The sequence below is a fragment of the Streptomyces enissocaesilis genome, assembly GCF_039533765.1.
Taxonomy (GTDB): Bacteria; Actinomycetota; Actinomycetes; order Streptomycetales; family Streptomycetaceae; genus Streptomyces; species Streptomyces enissocaesilis.
In genome coordinates this window covers 1-17632 of the sequence record NZ_BAAAUD010000008.1, presented here as the reverse complement: position 1 = coordinate 17632, position 17632 = coordinate 1, and the positions used below count along the sequence as shown (strand labels likewise).

The window sequence follows — 17632 nt, the reverse complement described above, 5'->3', positions numbered from 1 at the left end:
CGGCAGCACGGCACGCGCGAAGGCCCCGGACCGATGCGGTCCGGGGCCGTCGCGGCCGAGCGGTGCCGGCTGCCTACAGGCCGGCGGCCTTGCGCAGGGCGTCGACGCGGTCGGTGCGCTCCCACGTGAAGTCGGGAAGCTCGCGGCCGAAGTGGCCGTACGCCGCGGTCTGGGCGTAGATCGGACGCAGCAGGTCGAGGTCACGGATGATCGCGGCCGGACGGAGGTCGAAGACCTCGCCGATGGCGTTCTCGATCTTCTCGGTCTCGACCGTGGCGGTGCCGAAGGTCTCGACGAAGAGACCGACCGGCTCGGCCTTGCCGATCGCGTACGCGACCTGGACCTCGCAGCGCGCGGCGAGACCCGCGGCCACCACGTTCTTGGCGACCCAGCGCATCGCGTACGCGGCCGAGCGGTCGACCTTGGACGGGTCCTTGCCGGAGAAGGCACCGCCGCCGTGGCGGGCCATGCCGCCGTACGTGTCGATGATGATCTTGCGACCGGTGAGGCCGGCGTCACCCATCGGGCCGCCGATCTCGAAGCGCCCGGTCGGGTTGACCAGCAGCCGGTAGCCCTCGGTGTCCAGCTTGATGCCGTCCTCGACGAGGCCGTTCAGTACGTGCTCGACGACGAACTCACGGATGTCGGGAGCGAGCAGCGAGTCCAGGTCGATGTCGGACGCGTGCTGCGAGGAGACGACGACCGTGTCGAGGCGGACGGCCTTGTCGCCGTCGTACTCGATGGTGACCTGGGTCTTGCCGTCGGGACGCAGGTACGGGATCGTCCCGTTCTTGCGGACCTCGGACAGACGGCGGGACAGACGGTGCGCGAGATGGATCGGGAGCGGCATGAGCTCCGGGGTCTCGTCGCACGCGTATCCGAACATCAGGCCCTGGTCGCCCGCGCCCTGCTGGTCGAGCTCGTCCCCCTCGTCACCTGCGGCGGACCCCTCCACCCGGGCCTCGTACGCCGTGTCGACACCTTGCGCGATGTCCGGGGACTGCGCGCCGATGGACACCGAAACGCCGCACGAGGCGCCGTCGAAGCCCTTCTTCGAGGAGTCGTAGCCGATCTCGAGGATCTTGTTGCGTACGAGCGTGGGGATGTCTGCGTAGGCCTTGGTGGTCACCTCGCCGGCGACGTGCACCAGGCCGGTGGTGATCAAGGTCTCCACGGCGACCCGGGAGGCCGGGTCCTCCCGCAGGAGCGCGTCGAGGATCGTGTCGCTGATCTGGTCAGCGATCTTGTCGGGGTGGCCCTCGGTCACGGACTCCGAGGTGAACAGGCGGCGGGACACATCGCTCCCTGGGGTTGCAGCGGCTGCTGGCTGAGCATTGATGGAACGGTCCGGGAGCTGCGCCCGGCGTCGGTCCGCGACCAGTTTATCGGTCGCTTCCGGTCGGCGGACCACGTATCTCGCTTCGTGGGAGCCCTGTGACCAGCGGCACTACGCCGCGCGGTACGGTCGCCACCCTCCATCACAGGGCAAAATACCGGACACGCAAGGACACTTGCGGCCATTTGGGATGCCTGGCGGAACAGGCCAAGAATTAGCCGAGTCGACTTGTCACCAAGTCCCAGACGGTGTCGGCGAGGGCTTCCTTGGGGCCGTACGGCACCGGGGTCTCGCCGCCGTCGATGTCGAGCACCACGGCTTCGTTCTCCTCGGAGCCGAACGTCTTGCGCTCCCCCACCTCATTGACGACCAGCAGGTCACAGCCCTTGCGGCGCAGCTTCTCCCGGCCGTTGGCGAGGACGTCGTCGGTCTCGGCGGCGAAACCGACGACCAGCTGTCCCGGCTTTCCGCGCTCCGCCGCGATCTCCGCGAGGACGTCGGGATTGCGGACCAGCTCGACGGCGGCGGGCTCCTGGCCGTCCTTCTTCTTGATCTTTCCCGTGGCGTACGCCGCCGGACGGAAGTCGGCCACGGCGGCCGCCATCACCACCACGTCGGCGTCCGCCGCCGCCTTCAGCACGGCCTCGCGCAGCTGCACCGCCGTCCCGACGCGGACGACATCGGCGCCCGCCGGATCCGGCAGGCCGGTGTTGGCCTCGACGAGCGTGACCCGCGCGCCGCGCGCGACGGCGGTACGGGCCAGGGCGTACCCCTGCTTCCCGGAGGAACGGTTCCCCAGGTAGCGGACCGGGTCGAGCGGCTCGCGCGTACCGCCCGCGCTGATCACGACGTGGCGACCGGCGAGGTCGGGCGCGGTCGCGCCGCGCGCCAGCACCCGGCGGCAGACCTCGAAGATCTCGTCCGGGTCGGGCAGCCGGCCCTTGCCCGTGTCGACGCCGGTCAGCCGGCCCACCGCGGGCTCGATGACGACCGCGCCGCGCCGGCGCAGCGTCGCGACGTTCTCCCGGGTGGCCGGGTGCTCCCACATCTCCGTGTGCATCGCGGGCGCGAAGACCACCGGACACCGGGCGGTGAGGAGGGTGTTCGTGAGGAGGTCGTCGGCGAGCCCGTGGGCCGCCTTGGCCAGCATGTCGGCGGTGGCGGGGGCGACCACGACCAGATCGGCGGACTGCCCGATCCGTACGTGCGGCACCTCGTGCACCGACTCCCAGACCTCGGCCGAGACCGGGTTGCCGGAGAGCGCCGACCAGGTGGCGGCGCCGACGAAGTGGAGGGACGCGTCGGTCGGCACGACCCGCACGTCGTGGCCGGATTCGGTCAGCCGCCGCAACAGTTCGCACGCCTTGTACGCGGCGATGCCTCCACTGACTCCCAGCACGACCTTCGGCCCGGTGGCCCTGCCGTCCGCCTTGTCCACTGCGTCTCCCCGCTCGCTCCGGAATTTACGTCCCTATGACACACCACAGGCCCGGCAGTCGCGCTGCCGGGCCTGTGACGAAAAAGATTCCTGCGCCTGCTGACTACTGCGCCGGGCCCTCAATGGCCTCGGAGGTCAGCAGACCCGCGTTGATCTCGCGCAGGGCGATCGAGAGCGGCTTCTCGTGGACGTGAGTGTCCACCAGAGGACCGACGTACTCGAGCAGACCCTCACCGAGCTGCGAGTAGTACGCGTTGATCTGACGCGCGCGCTTCGCCGCGTAGATCACGAGGCTGTACTTCGAGTCAGTAGCCTCGAGCAGCTCGTCGATCGGCGGGTTGATGATGCCCTCGGGCGTGGAAATGGAAGAGGACACGCTCTACCTTCCGAAAAAGTGGACAGAGATCAAGCAACTTCCATCAAGGCTAGCAGCTCACGCGCTACATCCTCGACGGAGGTGTTGACAAGGGTGGTGTCGAACTCCGCCTCCGCGGCGAGTTCGATCTTTGCGGCCTCGAGGCGGCGCTCGATGACATCGGGCGCCTCCGTGCCGCGGCCGGTCAGCCTGCGGACCAGCTCGTCCCAGCTGGGCGGGGCCAGGAAGACCAGTTGGGCCTCCGGCATCGACTCGCGGACCAGCCGCGCGCCCTGGAGATCGATCTCCAGGAGCACGGGCTCGCCCGCTTCGAGCCGCTCGGACACGGCACGCCGGGGCGTGCCGTAGCGATTGCCGGCGAACTCGGCCCATTCCAGCAGCTCACCGTTGGCGACGAGCTTGTCGAACTCCTCGTCGCCAACGAAGAAGTACTGGATGCCGTGGCGCTCGCCGGGTCGCGGCTTGCGTGTGGTGGCCGACACCGAGAGCCATACCTCGGGGTGGACCTTGCGCATATGGGCGACGACCGTGCTCTTGCCGACCCCGGAGGGGCCGGAGAGCACGGTCAGCCGCGGACGTACGTCCGGGGGCACGGGGGTCGTCCCCCGGGATGTTGCAGCCATGGATGCGATTATCCAGGTTCTCGGGGGTGCCCGAGAACGTCAGGCGGCGCCGCCGCCGAACTCGCGCTCCAAAGAGGCGATCTGGTTGGAGCCGAGACCGCGCACACGACGGCTCTCGGAAATGCCGAGCCGCTCCATGATCTGCTTGGCGCGGACCTTGCCCACGCCCGGCAGAGACTCGAGAAGGGCGGAGACCTTCATCTTGCCGACGACGTCATTCTCCTGTCCCTGCTTGATGACCTCGTGGAGCGAGGCGCCGGAGTGCTTGAGTCGATTCTTGACCTCGGCCCGCTCCCGGCGAGCCGCGGCGGCCTTTTCGAGCGCGGCTGCGCGCTGTTCAGGGGTAAGGGGCGGAAGAGCCACGCCTACGTCACCTCGGATGTCGAACTGTCGGATACGGACCGGTGAGGAAGCTGGTCGCTCCACACCAGGCGAGCAGCGAACAGCGGGTCGCGAACGACAAGCTGCACGTTTGCTCTCGACGGAGACTAGCGGCCTGGGCCGCTCCAGTCAGCGAGTAGCGACGAAAAGTCCTGGTCAGCCTCGGTCGAGTGCGACATAACAGACATAACACCCTGGTTTTGGGTCAGGATTCCGTCAACATGGAGTCTCCACGGGACGGAAGCCGTCGCGCGGACGGGGTGCCCGCACCCTGCGGACATCCCGTCACGCCCCCGAGACCGCCGCCCTGACCTCGTCGGCGAAGCGAGAAGCGGACTCCCGCAGTCCGGAAACATCCGGACCGAAGCGGAGCACACCACGGCTCACGCTCGGTACGACGTTGCCGACGGACGCCCCGAAGACGCCCGGCAGGTCCGCCGGCGTCGCGCCCTGCGCGCCGATGCCCGGAGCCAGCAGCGGACCGTTGATGGCGAGATCCGCTCCCGCGTCGCCGAGCGTCGCGCCGACCACCGCGCCGACCGACCCGAGCGGCTCGGCGCCCTCGTTCTCGGCCGCCATGTGGTCGAGCATCAACTGCGCGAGCGACCGGCCGTCGGCGGTGGTGGCCCGCTGGACCTCGGCGCCCTCCGGGTTCGACGTCAGGGCGAGCACGAACACGCCCGCCCCGCCGGCCCTGGCCGCGTCCAGCGCCGAACGCAGCGATCCGAAGCCGAGGTACGGCGAGACCGTGACGGCGTCCGAGAAGAGCGGCGAGTCCTTGTCCAGGTACGTCGCGGCGTACGCGCCCATGGTCGAACCGATGTCGCCGCGCTTGGCGTCCATCAGCACCAGCGCGCCGGCCGCCCTGGCCTCCTCGACCGCCTTCTCCAGTACGGCGATGCCGCGCGAGCCGAAGCGCTCGAAGAACGCCGACTGCGGCTTCAGTACGGCGACCCGGTCGGCCAGGGCCTCGACGACCGTGCGGGTGAAGGTCTCCAGGCCGCGGATGTCGTCGTTCAGGCCCCAGGAGCTCAGCAGCGAGGCGTGCGGGTCGATGCCGACGCAGAGCGGACCGCGGGTGTCCATGGCGTGGCGCAGACGGGCGCCGAAGGGGGCGAGGGTCACTTGGCGGTCTCCCGGGTCTCGGCGCCGACGGCGTCGGCGAGCGTGGCGTACGGGCTGGCGGCGAGGCGGGCCGCCAGGCCCCGGTGGATCGCGCGGCCCCAGAACGGGCCCTCGTAGATGAACGCGCTGTAGCCCTGCACGAGCGTGGCGCCCGCGAGGATGCGCTCCCAGGCGTCGTCGGCGTTCTGGATGCCTCCGACGCCGACCAGGGTGATCCGGTCGCCCACGCGCGTGTACAGACGGCGCAGGACCTCCAGGGAGCGGGCCTTGACGGGCGCTCCGGACAGTCCGCCGGTCTCCTTGACGAGGGCCGGGCCGGACTTCAGGCCGAGGCCCTCGCGGGCGATGGTGGTGTTGGTGGCGATGATGCCGTCCAGGCCGAGCTCCAGCGCCAGGTCGGCGACGGCGTCGACGTCCTCGTCGGCCAGGTCGGGCGCGATCTTGACGAGGAGGGGGACGCGGCGGCCGGTGACCGTACGGTCGGCCGCCTCGCGCACGGCGGTCAGCAGCGGGCGCAGCGACTCGGTGGCCTGGAGGTTGCGCAGCCCCGGGGTGTTCGGGGAGGAGACGTTCACCACCAGGTAGTCGGCGTGGGCGGCGAGGCGCTCGGTGGAGGTGACGTAGTCGGCGACGGCCTCCTCCTCCGGCACGATCTTGGTCTTGCCGATGTTGACGCCGACGACCGTCCTGAAGACGGGGTTGCGGGCCGCCAGGCGGGCCGCCACGGCTTCGGAGCCCTCGTTGTTGAATCCCATGCGGTTGATGAGCGCACGGTCCTCCACGAGGCGGAAGAGGCGCTTCTTGGGGTTGCCGGGCTGCGGCTGGGCGGTGACCGTGCCGATCTCGATGTGGTCGAAGCCGAGCATCGACATGCCGTCGATCGCGACGGCGTTCTTGTCGAAGCCGGCGGCGAGGCCGAACGGGCCGTGCATGCGCAGGCCGAGCGCCTCGGTGCGCAGGGCGGTGTGGCGCGGCGCGAGGACGGCGGCGACGAAGGTGCGCAGGACCGGTACGCGGGCCGCGAGGCGGATCCAGCGGAAGGCCGTGCAGTGGGCCCGCTCGGGGTCCATGCGCTTGAAGACGAGGTCGAAGAAGAGTTTGTACATGGGTGCTTTCCTCGGGACGGCCGGGAGGGCTGGGCTCATGAAGAGGGGGACACCGCATCCGGTGTCCCCCTCCTGTGCCGACTGCTAGACCTCGCGGGCCGCGGTCAGGTGCTGCGCGTGTTCCTGGAGGGAACGCACGCCCACGTCGCCGTGGGTCAGCGCATCGATGCCCTGGACGGCGGCCGCGAGGGCCTGGACCGTCGTGAGGCACGGAACGCTGCGGGCCACGGCGGCCGTACGGATCTCGTAGCCGTCGAGGCGGCCGCCGGTGCCGTACGGCGTGTTGACGATGAGGTCGACCTCGCCGTCGTGGATGAGCTGGACGATCGTCCGCTCGCCCTGCGGGCCCTGGCCCTCGCTCTGCTTGCGCACGACGGTGGCGTTGATGCCGTTGCGCTTGAGGACCTCGGCCGTGCCGGAGGTGGCGAGCAGCTCGAAGCCGTGGGCGACCAGTTCGCGCGCCGGGAAGATCATCGAGCGCTTGTCGCGGTTGGCGACCGAGATGAACGCGCGGCCCTTCGTCGGCAGCGGACCGTACGCGCCGGCCTGCGACTTGGCGTACGCCGTGCCGAAGACCGAGTCGATGCCCATGACCTCGCCGGTGGAGCGCATCTCCGGGCCGAGGACGGTGTCCACGCCGCGGCCCTGGATGTCGCGGAAGCGGCTCCACGGCATCACGGCCTCCTTGACGGAGATCGGCGCGTCGAGCGGCAGCGTGCCGCCGTCGCCGGTCCTCGGCAGCATGCCCTCCGCGCGCAGCTCCGCGACGGTCGCGCCCAGCGAGATGCGGGCGGCGGCCTTCGCGAGCGGCACCGCGGTCGCCTTGGAGGTGAAGGGGACGGTGCGCGAGGCGCGCGGGTTGGCTTCGAGGACGTACAGGATGTCCCCGGCCATCGCGAACTGGATGTTGATCAGTCCGCGTACGCCGACGCCCTTGGCGATGGCCTCGGTGGAGGTCCGCAGCCGCTTGATGTCGAAGCCGCCGAGGGTGATCGGGGGCAGCGCGCAGGCGGAGTCGCCGGAGTGGATGCCGGCTTCCTCGATGTGCTCCATGACGCCGCCGAGGTAGAGCTCGGTGCCGTCGTAGAGGGCGTCGACGTCGATCTCGATCGCGTCGTCGAGGAAGCGGTCGACCAGGACCGGCCGGGTGGGGCTGATCTCGGTGGACTCGGCGATGTACGAGGCCAGGCGGGTCTCGTCGTACACGATCTCCATGCCGCGGCCGCCGAGCACGTACGACGGGCGTACGAGGACGGGGTAACCGATCTCGTCGGCGATGGCCTTGGCCTCGTCGAAGGTCGTCGCGGTGCCGTGCTTGGGGGCGGGCAGGCCGGCCTCGGCGAGGACGCGGCCGAAGGCGCCGCGGTCCTCGGCGGCGTGGATGGCCTCCGGCGGGGTGCCGACGACCGGTACGCCGTTGTCCTTGAGCGCCTGGGCGAGGCCCAGCGGGGTCTGGCCGCCGAGCTGGACGACGACGCCCGCGACCGGGCCCGCGAGGGTCTCGGCGTGGACGATCTCCAGCACGTCCTCGAGCGTCAGCGGCTCGAAGTACAGGCGGTCGGAGGTGTCGTAGTCGGTGGAGACGGTCTCCGGGTTGCAGTTGACCATCACGGTCTCGTAGCCCGCGTCGCTGAGCGCGAAGGAGGCGTGGACGCAGGAGTAGTCGAACTCGATGCCCTGGCCGATGCGGTTCGGGCCGGAGCCGAGGATGATCACCGCGGGCTTCTCGCGCGGCGCGACCTCGGACTCCTCGTCGTACGAGGAGTAGAAGTACGGCGTCTTCGCGGCGAACTCGGCGGCGCAGGTGTCGACCGTCTTGTAGACCGGGCGCACGCCCAGCGCGTGCCGGACCTCGCGCACGACGTCCTCGCGCAGCCCGCGGATCCCGGCGATCTGCACGTCCGAGAAACCGTGGCGCTTGGCTTCCGCGAGCAGCTCCGGGTCGAGCTTGTCGGCGGCGGCGAGCTCGTCCGCGTACTCCTTGATGAGGAACATCTGGTCGACGAACCACGGGTCGATCTTCGTGGCGTCGAAGACCTCCTCGGGGGTGGCACCGGCCCGGATGGCCTGCATGACGGTGTTGATGCGGCCGTCGGTGGGGACCTTGGCGATCTCCAGGAGGTCGGCCTTGTCGCCCGGGTCGCCGGTGAAGGCGAACTGGCTGCCCTTCTTCTCCAGCGAGCGCAGGGCCTTCTGGAGCGCCTCGGTGAAGTTGCGGCCGATGGCCATGGCCTCGCCCACCGACTTCATGGTGGTGGTGAGGGTGGCGTCGGCGAGCGGGAACTTCTCGAAGGCGAAGCGGGGCACCTTGACGACGACGTAGTCGAGCGTGGGCTCGAAGGACGCCGGGGTCTTCTCGGTGATGTCGTTCGGGATCTCGTCCAGCGTGTAGCCGACGGCGAGCCGGGCGGCGATCTTGGCGATCGGGAAGCCGGTCGCCTTGGAGGCGAGCGCCGAGGAGCGCGAGACGCGCGGGTTCATCTCGATGACGATGATGCGGCCGTCGTCGGGGTTGACGGCGAACTGGATGTTGCAGCCGCCGGTGTCCACGCCGACCTCGCGGATGATCGCGATGCCGACGTCGCGCAGCCGCTGGTACTCGCGGTCGGTCAGCGTCATCGCCGGGGCGACGGTGATCGAGTCGCCGGTGTGCACGCCCATCGGGTCGAAGTTCTCGATGGAGCAGACGACCACGACGTTGTCGTTCTTGTCGCGCATCAGCTCCAGCTCGTACTCCTTCCAGCCGAGGATGGACTCCTCCAGGAGCACCTCGGTGGTCGGCGAGAGGGTGAGGCCCTGTCCGGCGATGCGGCGCAGCTCGTCCTCGTTGTGCGCGAAGCCGGAGCCGGCGCCGCCCATGGTGAAGGAGGGGCGTACGACGACGGGGTAGCCGCCGAGGGTGTCGACGCCCGCGAGGACGTCGTCCATGGAGTGGCAGATGACCGAGCGGGCGGACTCGCCGTAACCGATCTTGGCCTTGACGGCCTCGACGACGCCCTTGAAGAGGTCGCGGTCCTCGCCCTTGTGGATGGCCTCGACGTTGGCGCCGATCAGCTCGACGCCGTACTTCTCCAGCACACCCTGCTCGTGCATGGAGATCGCGGTGTTGAGCGCGGTCTGGCCGCCCAGGGTCGGCAGCAGCGCGTCGGGACGCTCCTTGGCGATGATCTTCTCGACGAACTCCGGGGTGATCGGCTCGACGTACGTGGCGTCGGCGATCTCCGGGTCGGTCATGATCGTCGCCGGGTTGGAGTTCACCAGGATGACGCGCAGGCCCTCGGCCTTGAGGACGCGGCAGGCCTGCGTGCCGGAGTAGTCGAACTCCGCGGCCTGGCCGATGACGATCGGACCGGAGCCGATGACCAGGACGGACTGGATATCGGTGCGCTTAGGCACGCTGGCCCTCCATGAGCTGTACGAAGCGGTCGAACAGGTACGCGGCGTCGTGCGGGCCTGCGGCTGCTTCGGGGTGGTACTGGACGCTGAAGGCCGGCTGGTCGAGCAGCTGGAGGCCCTCGACCACGTCGTCGTTCAGGCAGACGTGGGACACCTCGGCGCGCCCGTACGGGGTCTCGGAGACCTTGTCGAGCGGGGCGTCGACGGCGAAGCCGTGGTTGTGCGCGGTGACCTCGACCTTGCCGGTCGTGCGGTCCTGCACGGGCTGGTTGATGCCGCGGTGGCCGTACTTCAGCTTGTACGTGCCGAAGCCGAGCGCGCGGCCCAGGATCTGGTTGCCGAAGCAGATGCCGAAGAGCGGCGTCTTGCGCGCGAGGACGTCCTTGATGACGGTGAGGTCGACCGTGGACGGGTCACCGGGGCCGTTGGAGAGGAACACCCCGTCGGGGGCGACGGCGTACACGTCCTCGGCCGTGGCGGTGGCCGGCAGGACGTGCACCTCGATGCCGCGCTCGGCCATGCGGTGCGGGGTCATGCCCTTGATGCCGAGGTCGATCGCGGCGACGGTGAACTTCTTCTCACCGATCGCGGGGACGACGTACGGCTCTTCGGTGGCGACCTCGGCGGCGAGCGCGGCGCCCACCATCTGGGGTGCTTCCTTCACGCGGGCCAGCAGCGTCTCCTCGTCGGCGAGGGCGTCGCCGGAGAAGATCCCGACGCGCATCGCGCCGCGCTCGCGCAGGTGGCGGGTGAGCGCGCGGGTGTCGATGGAGCTGATGCCCACGATGCCCTGGTCGACGAGCTGCTCGTCGAGGGAACGGCTGGAGCGCCAGTTGGAGGGGACCCGGGCGGGGTCGCGCACGACGTACCCGGCGACCCAGATCTTCTTGGATTCGTCGTCCTCGTCGTTCACGCCGGTGTTGCCGACGTGCGGGGCCGTCATCACGACGACCTGACGGTGGTACGACGGGTCGGTGAGGGTCTCCTGGTAGCCGGTCATGCCGGTGTTGAACACCGCCTCGCCGAAGGTCTCCCCCACGGCCCCGTAGGCACGGCCGCGGAACGTGCGGCCGTCCTCCAGGACGAGTACGGCGGGAGCCTTGGCGGCTCCCCGGGTGGAGAGGGTCATCGTGCGGTGCCTTCCGTCGAAATGCGTGTCATGGAGTTGATGGCCTCGACCCAGGCCGCGTGCTCGGCCGCGCGGTCGGAGCGGAAGCCGGAGTCGATCTGCTTCTCGCCGTGTTGCCAGGTGACGACCAGCAGGCCGCCCTCGGCGAGGACCTTGCCTGCGATGCCCTTGTCGAGCCTGGCCCCGCGCAGCGCCGCCGCGGGGACGAAGAAGTCGGCCGCCCCGGGGCGTACGACCTCCAGGCCCGCGTCGGTGAGCGTCAGCTCGGCCCTGCTGCGCGTACCGAGACCGTGGGCCACGATCCGGTCGAGCCACTGCCCGGCGGTCGTCGAGCCGTGGTAGCGGCCGCTCATGCTCAGCTTCGCCTCACCCGGCGTCTCGGGCGCGACGGGCAGCTCGGGCAGGTCCGACTGGAGGACGGCGCGCCACTTCCAGCCCTGGCGCATCAGCCAGTACATGAGCACGACGAAGAGCAGCAGCCCGACGACCCAGCCGATGCGGGCGGCCACATCGGTGACTTCGGCGGACTTCCGCTCCGCGGCGGCGGCCTCGGCGGCCAGATGGATGAAAGGTGTCACGCCAGATTCCCGTCGACGACCGTTGCGCGGCCCCGCAGCCAGGTGTGGGTGACGCGTCCCGGCAGCTCACGGCCCTCGTAGGGGGTGTTGCGGCTGCGGGAGGCGAAGCCCGAGGGGTCCACTGCTCCACGGTAAGCCGGATCGACCAGCGTGAGGTTGGCGGGCTCGCCTGCCGAGACGGGACGGCCATGGCCTTCCAGCCGGCCGATGGCCGCCGGGCGGAAGGACATGCGGTCCGCGACGCCCGCCCAGTCCAGCAGGCCGGTGTCGACCATCGTCTGCTGGACGACGGACAGGGCGGTCTCCAGACCGACCATGCCCATGGCCGCCGCGGCCCACTCGCAGTCCTTGTCCTCGTGCGGGTGCGGGGCGTGGTCGGTGGCGACGCAGTCGATGGTGCCGTCGGCGAGCGCCTCGCGCAGGGCCATGACGTCGGCCTCGGTACGCAGTGGCGGGTTCACCTTGTAGACGGGGTTGTACGTACGGACCAGCTCGTCCGTGAGCAGCAGGTGGTGCGGGGTGACCTCGGCGGTGACGTTCCAGCCCTTGGACTTGGCCCAGCGGACGATCTCCACCGAGCCGGCCGTGGACAGATGGCAGATGTGCACGCGCGAGCCGACGTGGGCGGCGAGGAGGACGTCGCGGGCGATGATCGACTCCTCGGCGACGGCCGGCCAGCCGCCGAGTCCCAGCTCGGAGGAGACGATGCCCTCGTTCATCTGGGCGCCCTCGGTGAGGCGGGGCTCCTGGGCGTGCTGGGCGACGACGCCGTCGAACGCCTTCACGTACTCCAGCGCGCGGCGCATGATCACGGCGTCGTCGACGCACTTGCCGTCGTCGGAGAAGACCTTCACGCCCGCGGCGGAGTCGTGCATGGCGCCGAGCTCGGCGAGCTGCTTGCCCTCCAGACCGACGGTGACGGCGCCGACGGGCTGCACGTCGCAGTAGCCGGACTCCTTGCCGAGGCGCCAGACCTGCTCGACGACGCCGGCGGTGTCGGCGACCGGGAAGGTGTTCGCCATGGCGTGGACGGCGGTGAAGCCGCCGACGGCGGCGGCCTTCGTACCGGTCAGGACGGTCTCGGAGTCCTCGCGGCCGGGCTCGCGCAGGTGGGTGTGCAGGTCGACGAGGCCGGGCAGCAGGATCTTGCCCTCGGCCTCGACGACGGTCGCGCCCTCGGCGCTCAGGCCGGTGCCGACCGCCTCGATGGTCTCGCCGTCGATCAGGACGTCCTGCGGCTCGCCGCCCAGGACCTTCGCACCGCGGAGCAGAATCTTCGTCGTCTCACTCATGGTCACTTGCTCTCCTCGGTGCGTGCGGGGGTGGGGCTGATGGCGGACTCGTTGCCGCCCAGAAGCAGGTACAGGACGGCCATCCGGGTCGAGACGCCGTTGGCGACCTGCTCGACGGCCGTGCAGCGGTCGGAGTCCGCGACCTGCGCGGTGATCTCCATGCCCCGGTTCATCGGGCCGGGGTGCATGACGATGGCGTGCTCGGGCATCCGGGCCATCCGGTCGCCGTCCAGGCCGTAGCGGCGCGAGTACTCGCGCTCGGTCGGGAAGAAGGCGGCGTTCATCCGCTCGCGCTGCACCCGCAGCATCATCACCGCGTCGGACTTCGGCAGCACGTGGTCGAGGTCGTACGAGACCTCGCAGGGCCACTGCTCGACGCCGATCGGGACCAGCGTGGGCGGCGCGACGAGCGTCACCTCGGCGCCGAGGGTGTGCAGCAGGTGGACGTTGGAACGGGCGACCCGGCTGTGCAGTACGTCGCCGACGATCGTGATCCGGCGGCCGTCGAGGTCACGCCCGATGCCGGCGTCGGCCCCGACGAGCCTGCGGCGCATCGTGAAGGCGTCGAGCAGCGCCTGGGTGGGGTGCTCGTGCGTGCCGTCGCCCGCGTTGACGACCGCGCCGTCGATCCAGCCGGAGGTCGCGAGGCGGTAGGGGGCCCCGGAGGCGCCGTGCCGGATGACGACGGCGTCGGCGCCCATCGCCTCCAGGGTGAGCGCGGTGTCCTTGAGCGACTCGCCCTTGGAGACGGACGAGCCCTTCGCGGAGAAGTTGATGACGTCGGCGGAGAGGCGCTTGGCGGCGGCCTCGAAGGAGATGCGGGTGCGGGTCGAGTCCTCGAAGAAGAGGTTGACGACCGTACGTCCGCGCAGGGTCGGCAGCTTCTTGATCGGCCGGTCCGCGACGCGGGCCATCTCCTCGGCGGTGTCGAGGATCAGTACGGCGTCGTCGCGGGTGAGGTCGGCGGCCGAGATGAGGTGACGCTTCATCTGGTGCTCCGTGGTTCGTGAGGGGCGCGTGTGTGGAGGCGGGCAGGAGGGCAGGCCGGCGTGCGGACCCGGTGCCCGGGTCCGCACGGGTGGGCGCTACTGCTCGCCGGCCGGAGCGGTCCGGCGCAGACCGAGCAGCACGGCGTCGCGGCCGTCCTCCTCGGAGAGCTGGACCTTGACCGCCTCCCGCAACGACGTGGGGAGGTTCTTGCCGACGTAGTCGGCGCGGATCGGCAGTTCGCGGTGGCCGCGGTCGACGAGGACCGCGAGCTGCACGGCGCGCGGGCGGCCGATGTCGCCCAGGGCGTCGAGCGCGGCCCGGATCGTACGCCCGGAGAACAGCACGTCGTCGACGAGGACGACGAGCCGGTCCTCGATGCCGTCACCGGGGATCTCCGTACGCGCGAGGGCACGCGCGGGGCGCATGCGCAGGTCGTCGCGGTACATGGTGATGTCGAGGGAGCCGACCGGGATCGTGCGGCCGGTGATCTGTTCGAGCCTGGCGGCCAGCCTGCGGGCCAGGAAGACGCCGCGGGTGGGAATGCCGAGGAGCACCACGTCGTCGGCGCCCTTGGCGCGCTCGACGATCTCGTGGGCGATGCGGGTCAGTACCCGCTCGATGTCAGGGCCCTCGAGTACGGGGCGCGGAACATCGGAATTCACCGTGTCCATTGGAAACGGACCTCCTTCTCCGCCTCACGGGACGGACCTTAAAGGACGTCGGAATTGCGCCACCCACGGTACCAGCAGTATTCGACCGGCCTTGCAGGACCCCCCGCGTAGGCGGTCTGGACCCATTCGGCTTGACGCACCCAAGTAACGCTGCGTAACCTCACAGTGAGTTACCAAGTAAGACCAGCCGCGCGGCGGAGCCGCACGTCGTCACAGCGTCCGGGGAGCCATATGTCCAGCGAATACGCAAAACAGCTCGGGGCCAAGCTCCGCGCCATCCGCACCCAGCAGGGCCTTTCCCTCCACGGTGTCGAGGAGAAGTCCCAGGGCCGCTGGAAGGCCGTCGTGGTCGGATCGTACGAGCGCGGCGACCGCGCCGTGACCGTGCAGCGCCTCGCCGAGCTGGCGGACTTCTACGGCGTCCCGGTGCAGGAGCTCCTGCCCGGTACGACGCCCGGCGGCGCCGCCGAGCCGCCGCCGAAACTCCGCCTGGACCTGGAGCGCCTCGCCCACGTCCCGGCCGAGAAGGCCGGCCCGCTCCAGCGCTACGCCGCGACGATCCAGTCGCAGCGCGGCGACTACAACGGCAAGGTCCTGTCGATCCGCCAGGACGACCTGCGCACCCTGGCCGTCATCTACGACCAGTCGCCCTCGGTCCTGACCGAGCAGCTGATCAGCTGGGGCGTGCTCGACGCGGACGCGCGCCGGGCGGTCGCCCACGAGGACGCCTGAGGCCGGGCAGCGCCAGCAGAAACGTAACGCCGGGACCGGCGGAAACTTTCAGGTTTCCGCCGGTCCCGGCGTTTTCCCACATTCCGAGCTTCGACCGCGCCGAAAGGGCCCGCAGCACGCCCAAAAGCGCGCTGCGGGCCCTTTCGACCGTCGAATACATCCCGGCCCGGGAGGCCGAGCCTATCCGCGGCGCAGATTCGGCTTGAGGTCCTTGAAGCGGCCGAGAAGGCCGTTCACGAAGGACGGGGACTCGTCCGTGGAGAACTCCTTGGCGAGTTGCACCGCCTCGTCGATCACCACCGCGTCGGGCGTCTCGTCCATCCACACCAGCTCGTACGTGCCGAGCCGCAGGATGTTCCGGTCGACGACCGGCATCCTGTCGATCTCCCAGTCCACCGCGTACGTCGCGATGAGGTCCTCGATGCGGTCCGCGTATACGGCGTACCCCTCGACGAGCTGCATCGTGTACTCGCTGACCGGCGGCTGGCGGGTGTCGGTCCTGGCGTGCCGCATCCAGTCCGCGAGGACCGTCTGCACGGGCTCGCCGCGCTGGTCGGCCTCGAAGAGGATCTGGAAGGCGCGCTTGCGCGCCGTGTTCCGGGCAGCCACGGTTAGCTGTTCACCCGGCCGAGGTAATCGCTCGTGCGGGTGTCGACCTTGATCTTCTCACCGGTGGTGATGAAGAGCGGGACCTGGATCTCGTGGCCGGTCTCCAGCTTCGCCGGCTTGGTGCCGCCGGTGGAGCGGTCGCCCTGGACGCCCGGGTCGGTGTGCTCGATGGTGAGCTCGACCGCGGCCGGGAGCTCGACGTAGAGCACCTCGCCCTCGTGCTGGGCGACGGAGGCGGTGAAGCCCTCGATCAGGAAGTTGGCGGCGTCGCCGACGGACTTGCGGTCGACCATGAGCTGGTCGTACGTGTCCATGTCCATGAAGACGAAGTACTCGCCGTCCATGTACGAGAACTGCATGTCACGGCGGTCAATGGTGGCCGTCTCGACCTTGACGCCGGCGTTGAAGGTCTTGTCGACGACCTTGCCGGACAGCACGTTCTTGAGCTTGGTGCGCACGAAGGCAGGGCCCTTGCCGGGCTTGACGTGCTGGAACTCGACGACGGACCAGAGCTGGCCCCCGTCGAGCTTGAGCACCATGCCGTTCTTGAGGTCGTTCGTGGAAGCCACGGTTGCGGAATCTCCTGGACTGAAGGCTGGTGGGGCTGCGGTGACCTCGGGGGTCGCGCTGCGGCTCACGGCTACAGCGCGAGCAGCTCCTTGGTCGTGATGGTGAGTAGCTCGGGTCCGCCGTCCGCCTCGGGGCGCACGACGAGCGTGTCATCGATCCGGACACCGCCCCGGCCCGGGAGGTGGACCCCCGGTTCGACGGTGACCGGCACACAAGCGTCCAGTTTACCCATGGTCCCGGGTGCCAGCTGCGGGTCCTCCTCCATTTCGAGCCCGACACCGTGCCCGGTCCGCGGTGCGAGGCCCTCTCCGTGGCCCGCCGCGGCCAGTACCTGGCGTGCCGCACGGTCGACTTCGCGGTACTCGGCGCCGGGCACGAGGGCCTCCCGGCCGGCTCGCTGAGCGGCGAATACGACGTCGTACAGCTCGATCTGCCAGTCGGCGGGCGTCGTGCCGATGACGAAGGTACGGCCGATCTCGCAGCGGTAGCCGCGGTAGTTGGCGCCGAGGCGGACGGAGAGGAAATCACCTTCCTCGACCCGCCGGTCCGACGGCCGGTGCCTGCGCAGGCCCGAGTTCGGCCCGGTGGCCACCGAGGTGGGGAAGGCGGCCCCGTCCGCGCCGTGGTCGACCAGGCGGCGTTCGAGCTCCAGCGCGAGGTGCCGTTCCGTGCGGCCGACCAGGATCGATTCGAGCAGCTCGCCCAGGGCCTGGTCGGTGATCTCGGCCGCGATCCGCAGGCACGCGATCTCCTCCTCGTCCTTGACGATCCGCAGCTGCTCGACGGCGCCGGCGAGGTCGCCCAGGCGCAGTCGCGGCGCGACCGAGCCGAGTGCCCGGTGCCTGGCGACGGTCAGGTGGTGCTCCTCGACGGCGAGGGACTCCGCGCCGGCCGCCGCGGCCATCCCAGCCGCCGCGACGACGGTGTCGCCGTCCGGCTCCGGCAGGGCCGTGGTCCGCAGCTGCTCGTCGGGGCGGCCGTCCGCGGGGTCGGCGACCGGCGTACGGGGGCAGACCAGCACGTCCTCGTCCGGCCCGAGCAGCAGCACGGCGCCGGGCGGCGCCCCGCCCGCGAGGTAGCGGACATTGGCGGGGCGGGAGACCAGGGCGGCGGCGCTGCCGGCAGCGGCGCACCGGTCGCGCAGCCGTCCGCGGCGGACCGCATACAGCTCTGACATGTCTCGAGCGTACGAGCGGAGCGGCCGTCCGGCCGCTCCAGCGCGTCCGACCGGGCGGCGCGGCGCGACCGGGCGGCGCGGCGCGACCGGGCCGCGCGGCGCG

Annotated in this window: 17 protein-coding genes; 1 reads left to right on the top strand and 16 read right to left on the bottom strand. The window is 70.4% G+C overall.

The features are described 5' to 3' along the window. Window positions 1-73: 73 nt before the first annotated feature. From metK to pyrR, 13 genes are all read right to left on the bottom strand, one after another. Window positions 74-1297: a methionine adenosyltransferase gene (gene metK / locus ABD374_RS02390; protein ID WP_344489792.1), complete on the bottom strand. Its 1224-nt coding sequence runs from the start codon at window positions 1295-1297 to the stop codon at window positions 74-76. A 253-nt stretch (window positions 1298-1550) separates the two neighbouring features. Beyond that, entirely contained in the window at window positions 1551-2774 is a 1224-nt protein-coding gene (coaBC, locus tag ABD374_RS02385) for a bifunctional phosphopantothenoylcysteine decarboxylase/phosphopantothenate--cysteine ligase CoaBC (RefSeq protein ID WP_344489790.1), read from the bottom strand. Window positions 2775-2877: 103 nt separating this feature from the next. Then, a complete protein-coding gene (rpoZ, locus tag ABD374_RS02380; protein ID WP_028814064.1) occupies window positions 2878-3150 on the bottom strand; it encodes a DNA-directed RNA polymerase subunit omega in 273 nt (90 codons plus the stop codon). 29 nt (window positions 3151-3179) lie between these two features. Next, complete coding sequence (gene gmk, locus ABD374_RS02375; protein WP_344489788.1) at window positions 3180-3773, bottom strand: guanylate kinase; 594 nt, start codon at window positions 3771-3773, stop codon at window positions 3180-3182. Between the two features lie 39 nt (window positions 3774-3812). Beyond that, complete coding sequence (locus ABD374_RS02370) at window positions 3813-4136, bottom strand: integration host factor (RefSeq protein WP_028814066.1); 324 nt, start codon at window positions 4134-4136, stop codon at window positions 3813-3815. 303 nt (window positions 4137-4439) lie between these two features. Beyond that, on the bottom strand, window positions 4440-5279 hold the full coding sequence (gene pyrF, locus ABD374_RS02365; RefSeq protein WP_344489785.1) for an orotidine-5'-phosphate decarboxylase: 840 nt from the start codon (window positions 5277-5279) through the stop codon (window positions 4440-4442). Next, on the bottom strand, window positions 5276-6385 hold the full coding sequence (locus tag ABD374_RS02360) for a quinone-dependent dihydroorotate dehydrogenase (RefSeq protein WP_344489782.1): 1110 nt from the start codon (window positions 6383-6385) through the stop codon (window positions 5276-5278). Before ABD374_RS02360 ends, pyrF begins: the two co-directional genes overlap by 4 nt. An 84-nt stretch (window positions 6386-6469) precedes the next feature. After that, window positions 6470-9781 carry a carbamoyl-phosphate synthase large subunit gene (carB, locus tag ABD374_RS02355; protein WP_344489780.1) on the bottom strand — a complete coding sequence of 1104 codons (3312 nt, stop codon included), beginning with the start codon at window positions 9779-9781 and terminating at the stop codon, window positions 6470-6472. Continuing rightward, on the bottom strand, window positions 9774-10910 hold the full coding sequence (carA, locus tag ABD374_RS02350; protein WP_344489777.1) for a glutamine-hydrolyzing carbamoyl-phosphate synthase small subunit: 1137 nt from the start codon (window positions 10908-10910) through the stop codon (window positions 9774-9776). Before carA ends, carB begins: the two co-directional genes overlap by 8 nt. Further along, complete coding sequence (locus ABD374_RS02345; protein WP_344489774.1) at window positions 10907-11488, bottom strand: PH-like domain-containing protein; 582 nt, start codon at window positions 11486-11488, stop codon at window positions 10907-10909. The genes carA and ABD374_RS02345 overlap by 4 nt, the downstream gene beginning before the upstream one ends. After that, entirely contained in the window at window positions 11485-12780 is a 1296-nt protein-coding gene (locus ABD374_RS02340; protein WP_344489771.1) for a dihydroorotase, read from the bottom strand. Before ABD374_RS02340 ends, ABD374_RS02345 begins: the two co-directional genes overlap by 4 nt. A 2-nt stretch (window positions 12781-12782) precedes the next feature. After that, complete coding sequence (locus ABD374_RS02335; protein WP_344489768.1) at window positions 12783-13769, bottom strand: aspartate carbamoyltransferase catalytic subunit; 987 nt, start codon at window positions 13767-13769, stop codon at window positions 12783-12785. A 96-nt stretch (window positions 13770-13865) separates the two neighbouring features. Then, window positions 13866-14441, bottom strand: coding sequence for a bifunctional pyr operon transcriptional regulator/uracil phosphoribosyltransferase PyrR (pyrR, locus tag ABD374_RS02330; RefSeq protein ID WP_344489765.1), 576 nt, complete (start codon window positions 14439-14441; stop codon window positions 13866-13868). A 231-nt stretch (window positions 14442-14672) separates the two neighbouring features. Here pyrR and bldD point away from each other — a divergent pair, with 231 nt between their 5' ends. Further along, window positions 14673-15173, top strand: coding sequence for a transcriptional regulator BldD (gene bldD, locus ABD374_RS02325; RefSeq protein ID WP_093801867.1), 501 nt, complete (start codon window positions 14673-14675; stop codon window positions 15171-15173). A gap of 180 nt (window positions 15174-15353) precedes the next feature. On the opposite strand, the gene nusB is transcribed toward bldD, so the two are convergent. From nusB to ABD374_RS02310, 3 genes are all read right to left on the bottom strand, one after another. Next, window positions 15354-15782 carry a transcription antitermination factor NusB gene (gene nusB / locus ABD374_RS02320; protein ID WP_344489758.1) on the bottom strand — a complete coding sequence of 143 codons (429 nt, stop codon included), beginning with the start codon at window positions 15780-15782 and terminating at the stop codon, window positions 15354-15356. 2 nt (window positions 15783-15784) lie between these two features. Further along, entirely contained in the window at window positions 15785-16351 is a 567-nt protein-coding gene (gene efp / locus ABD374_RS02315) for an elongation factor P (protein ID WP_344489755.1), read from the bottom strand. Window positions 16352-16422: 71 nt separating this feature from the next. Next, a complete protein-coding gene (locus ABD374_RS02310; RefSeq protein ID WP_344489752.1) occupies window positions 16423-17529 on the bottom strand; it encodes an aminopeptidase P family protein in 1107 nt (368 codons plus the stop codon). Between the last annotated feature and the right edge of the window lie 103 nt (window positions 17530-17632).

Coding starts and splice junctions, on each gene's coding strand:
- gmk (WP_344489788.1), bottom strand. CDS start 3,773: ATGGCTGCAACATCCCGGGGGACGACCCCCGTGCCCCCGGACGTACGT.
- ABD374_RS02360 (WP_344489782.1), bottom strand. CDS start 6,385: ATGTACAAACTCTTCTTCGACCTCGTCTTCAAGCGCATGGACCCCGAG.
- carA (WP_344489777.1), bottom strand. CDS start 10,910: ATGACCCTCTCCACCCGGGGAGCCGCCAAGGCTCCCGCCGTACTCGTC.
- ABD374_RS02340 (WP_344489771.1), bottom strand. CDS start 12,780: ATGAGTGAGACGACGAAGATTCTGCTCCGCGGTGCGAAGGTCCTGGGC.
- ABD374_RS02335 (WP_344489768.1), bottom strand. CDS start 13,769: ATGAAGCGTCACCTCATCTCGGCCGCCGACCTCACCCGCGACGACGCC.
- pyrR (WP_344489765.1), bottom strand. CDS start 14,441: ATGGACACGGTGAATTCCGATGTTCCGCGCCCCGTACTCGAGGGCCCT.
- bldD (WP_093801867.1), top strand. CDS start 14,673: ATGTCCAGCGAATACGCAAAACAGCTCGGGGCCAAGCTCCGCGCCATC.
- ABD374_RS02310 (WP_344489752.1), bottom strand. CDS start 17,529: ATGTCAGAGCTGTATGCGGTCCGCCGCGGACGGCTGCGCGACCGGTGC.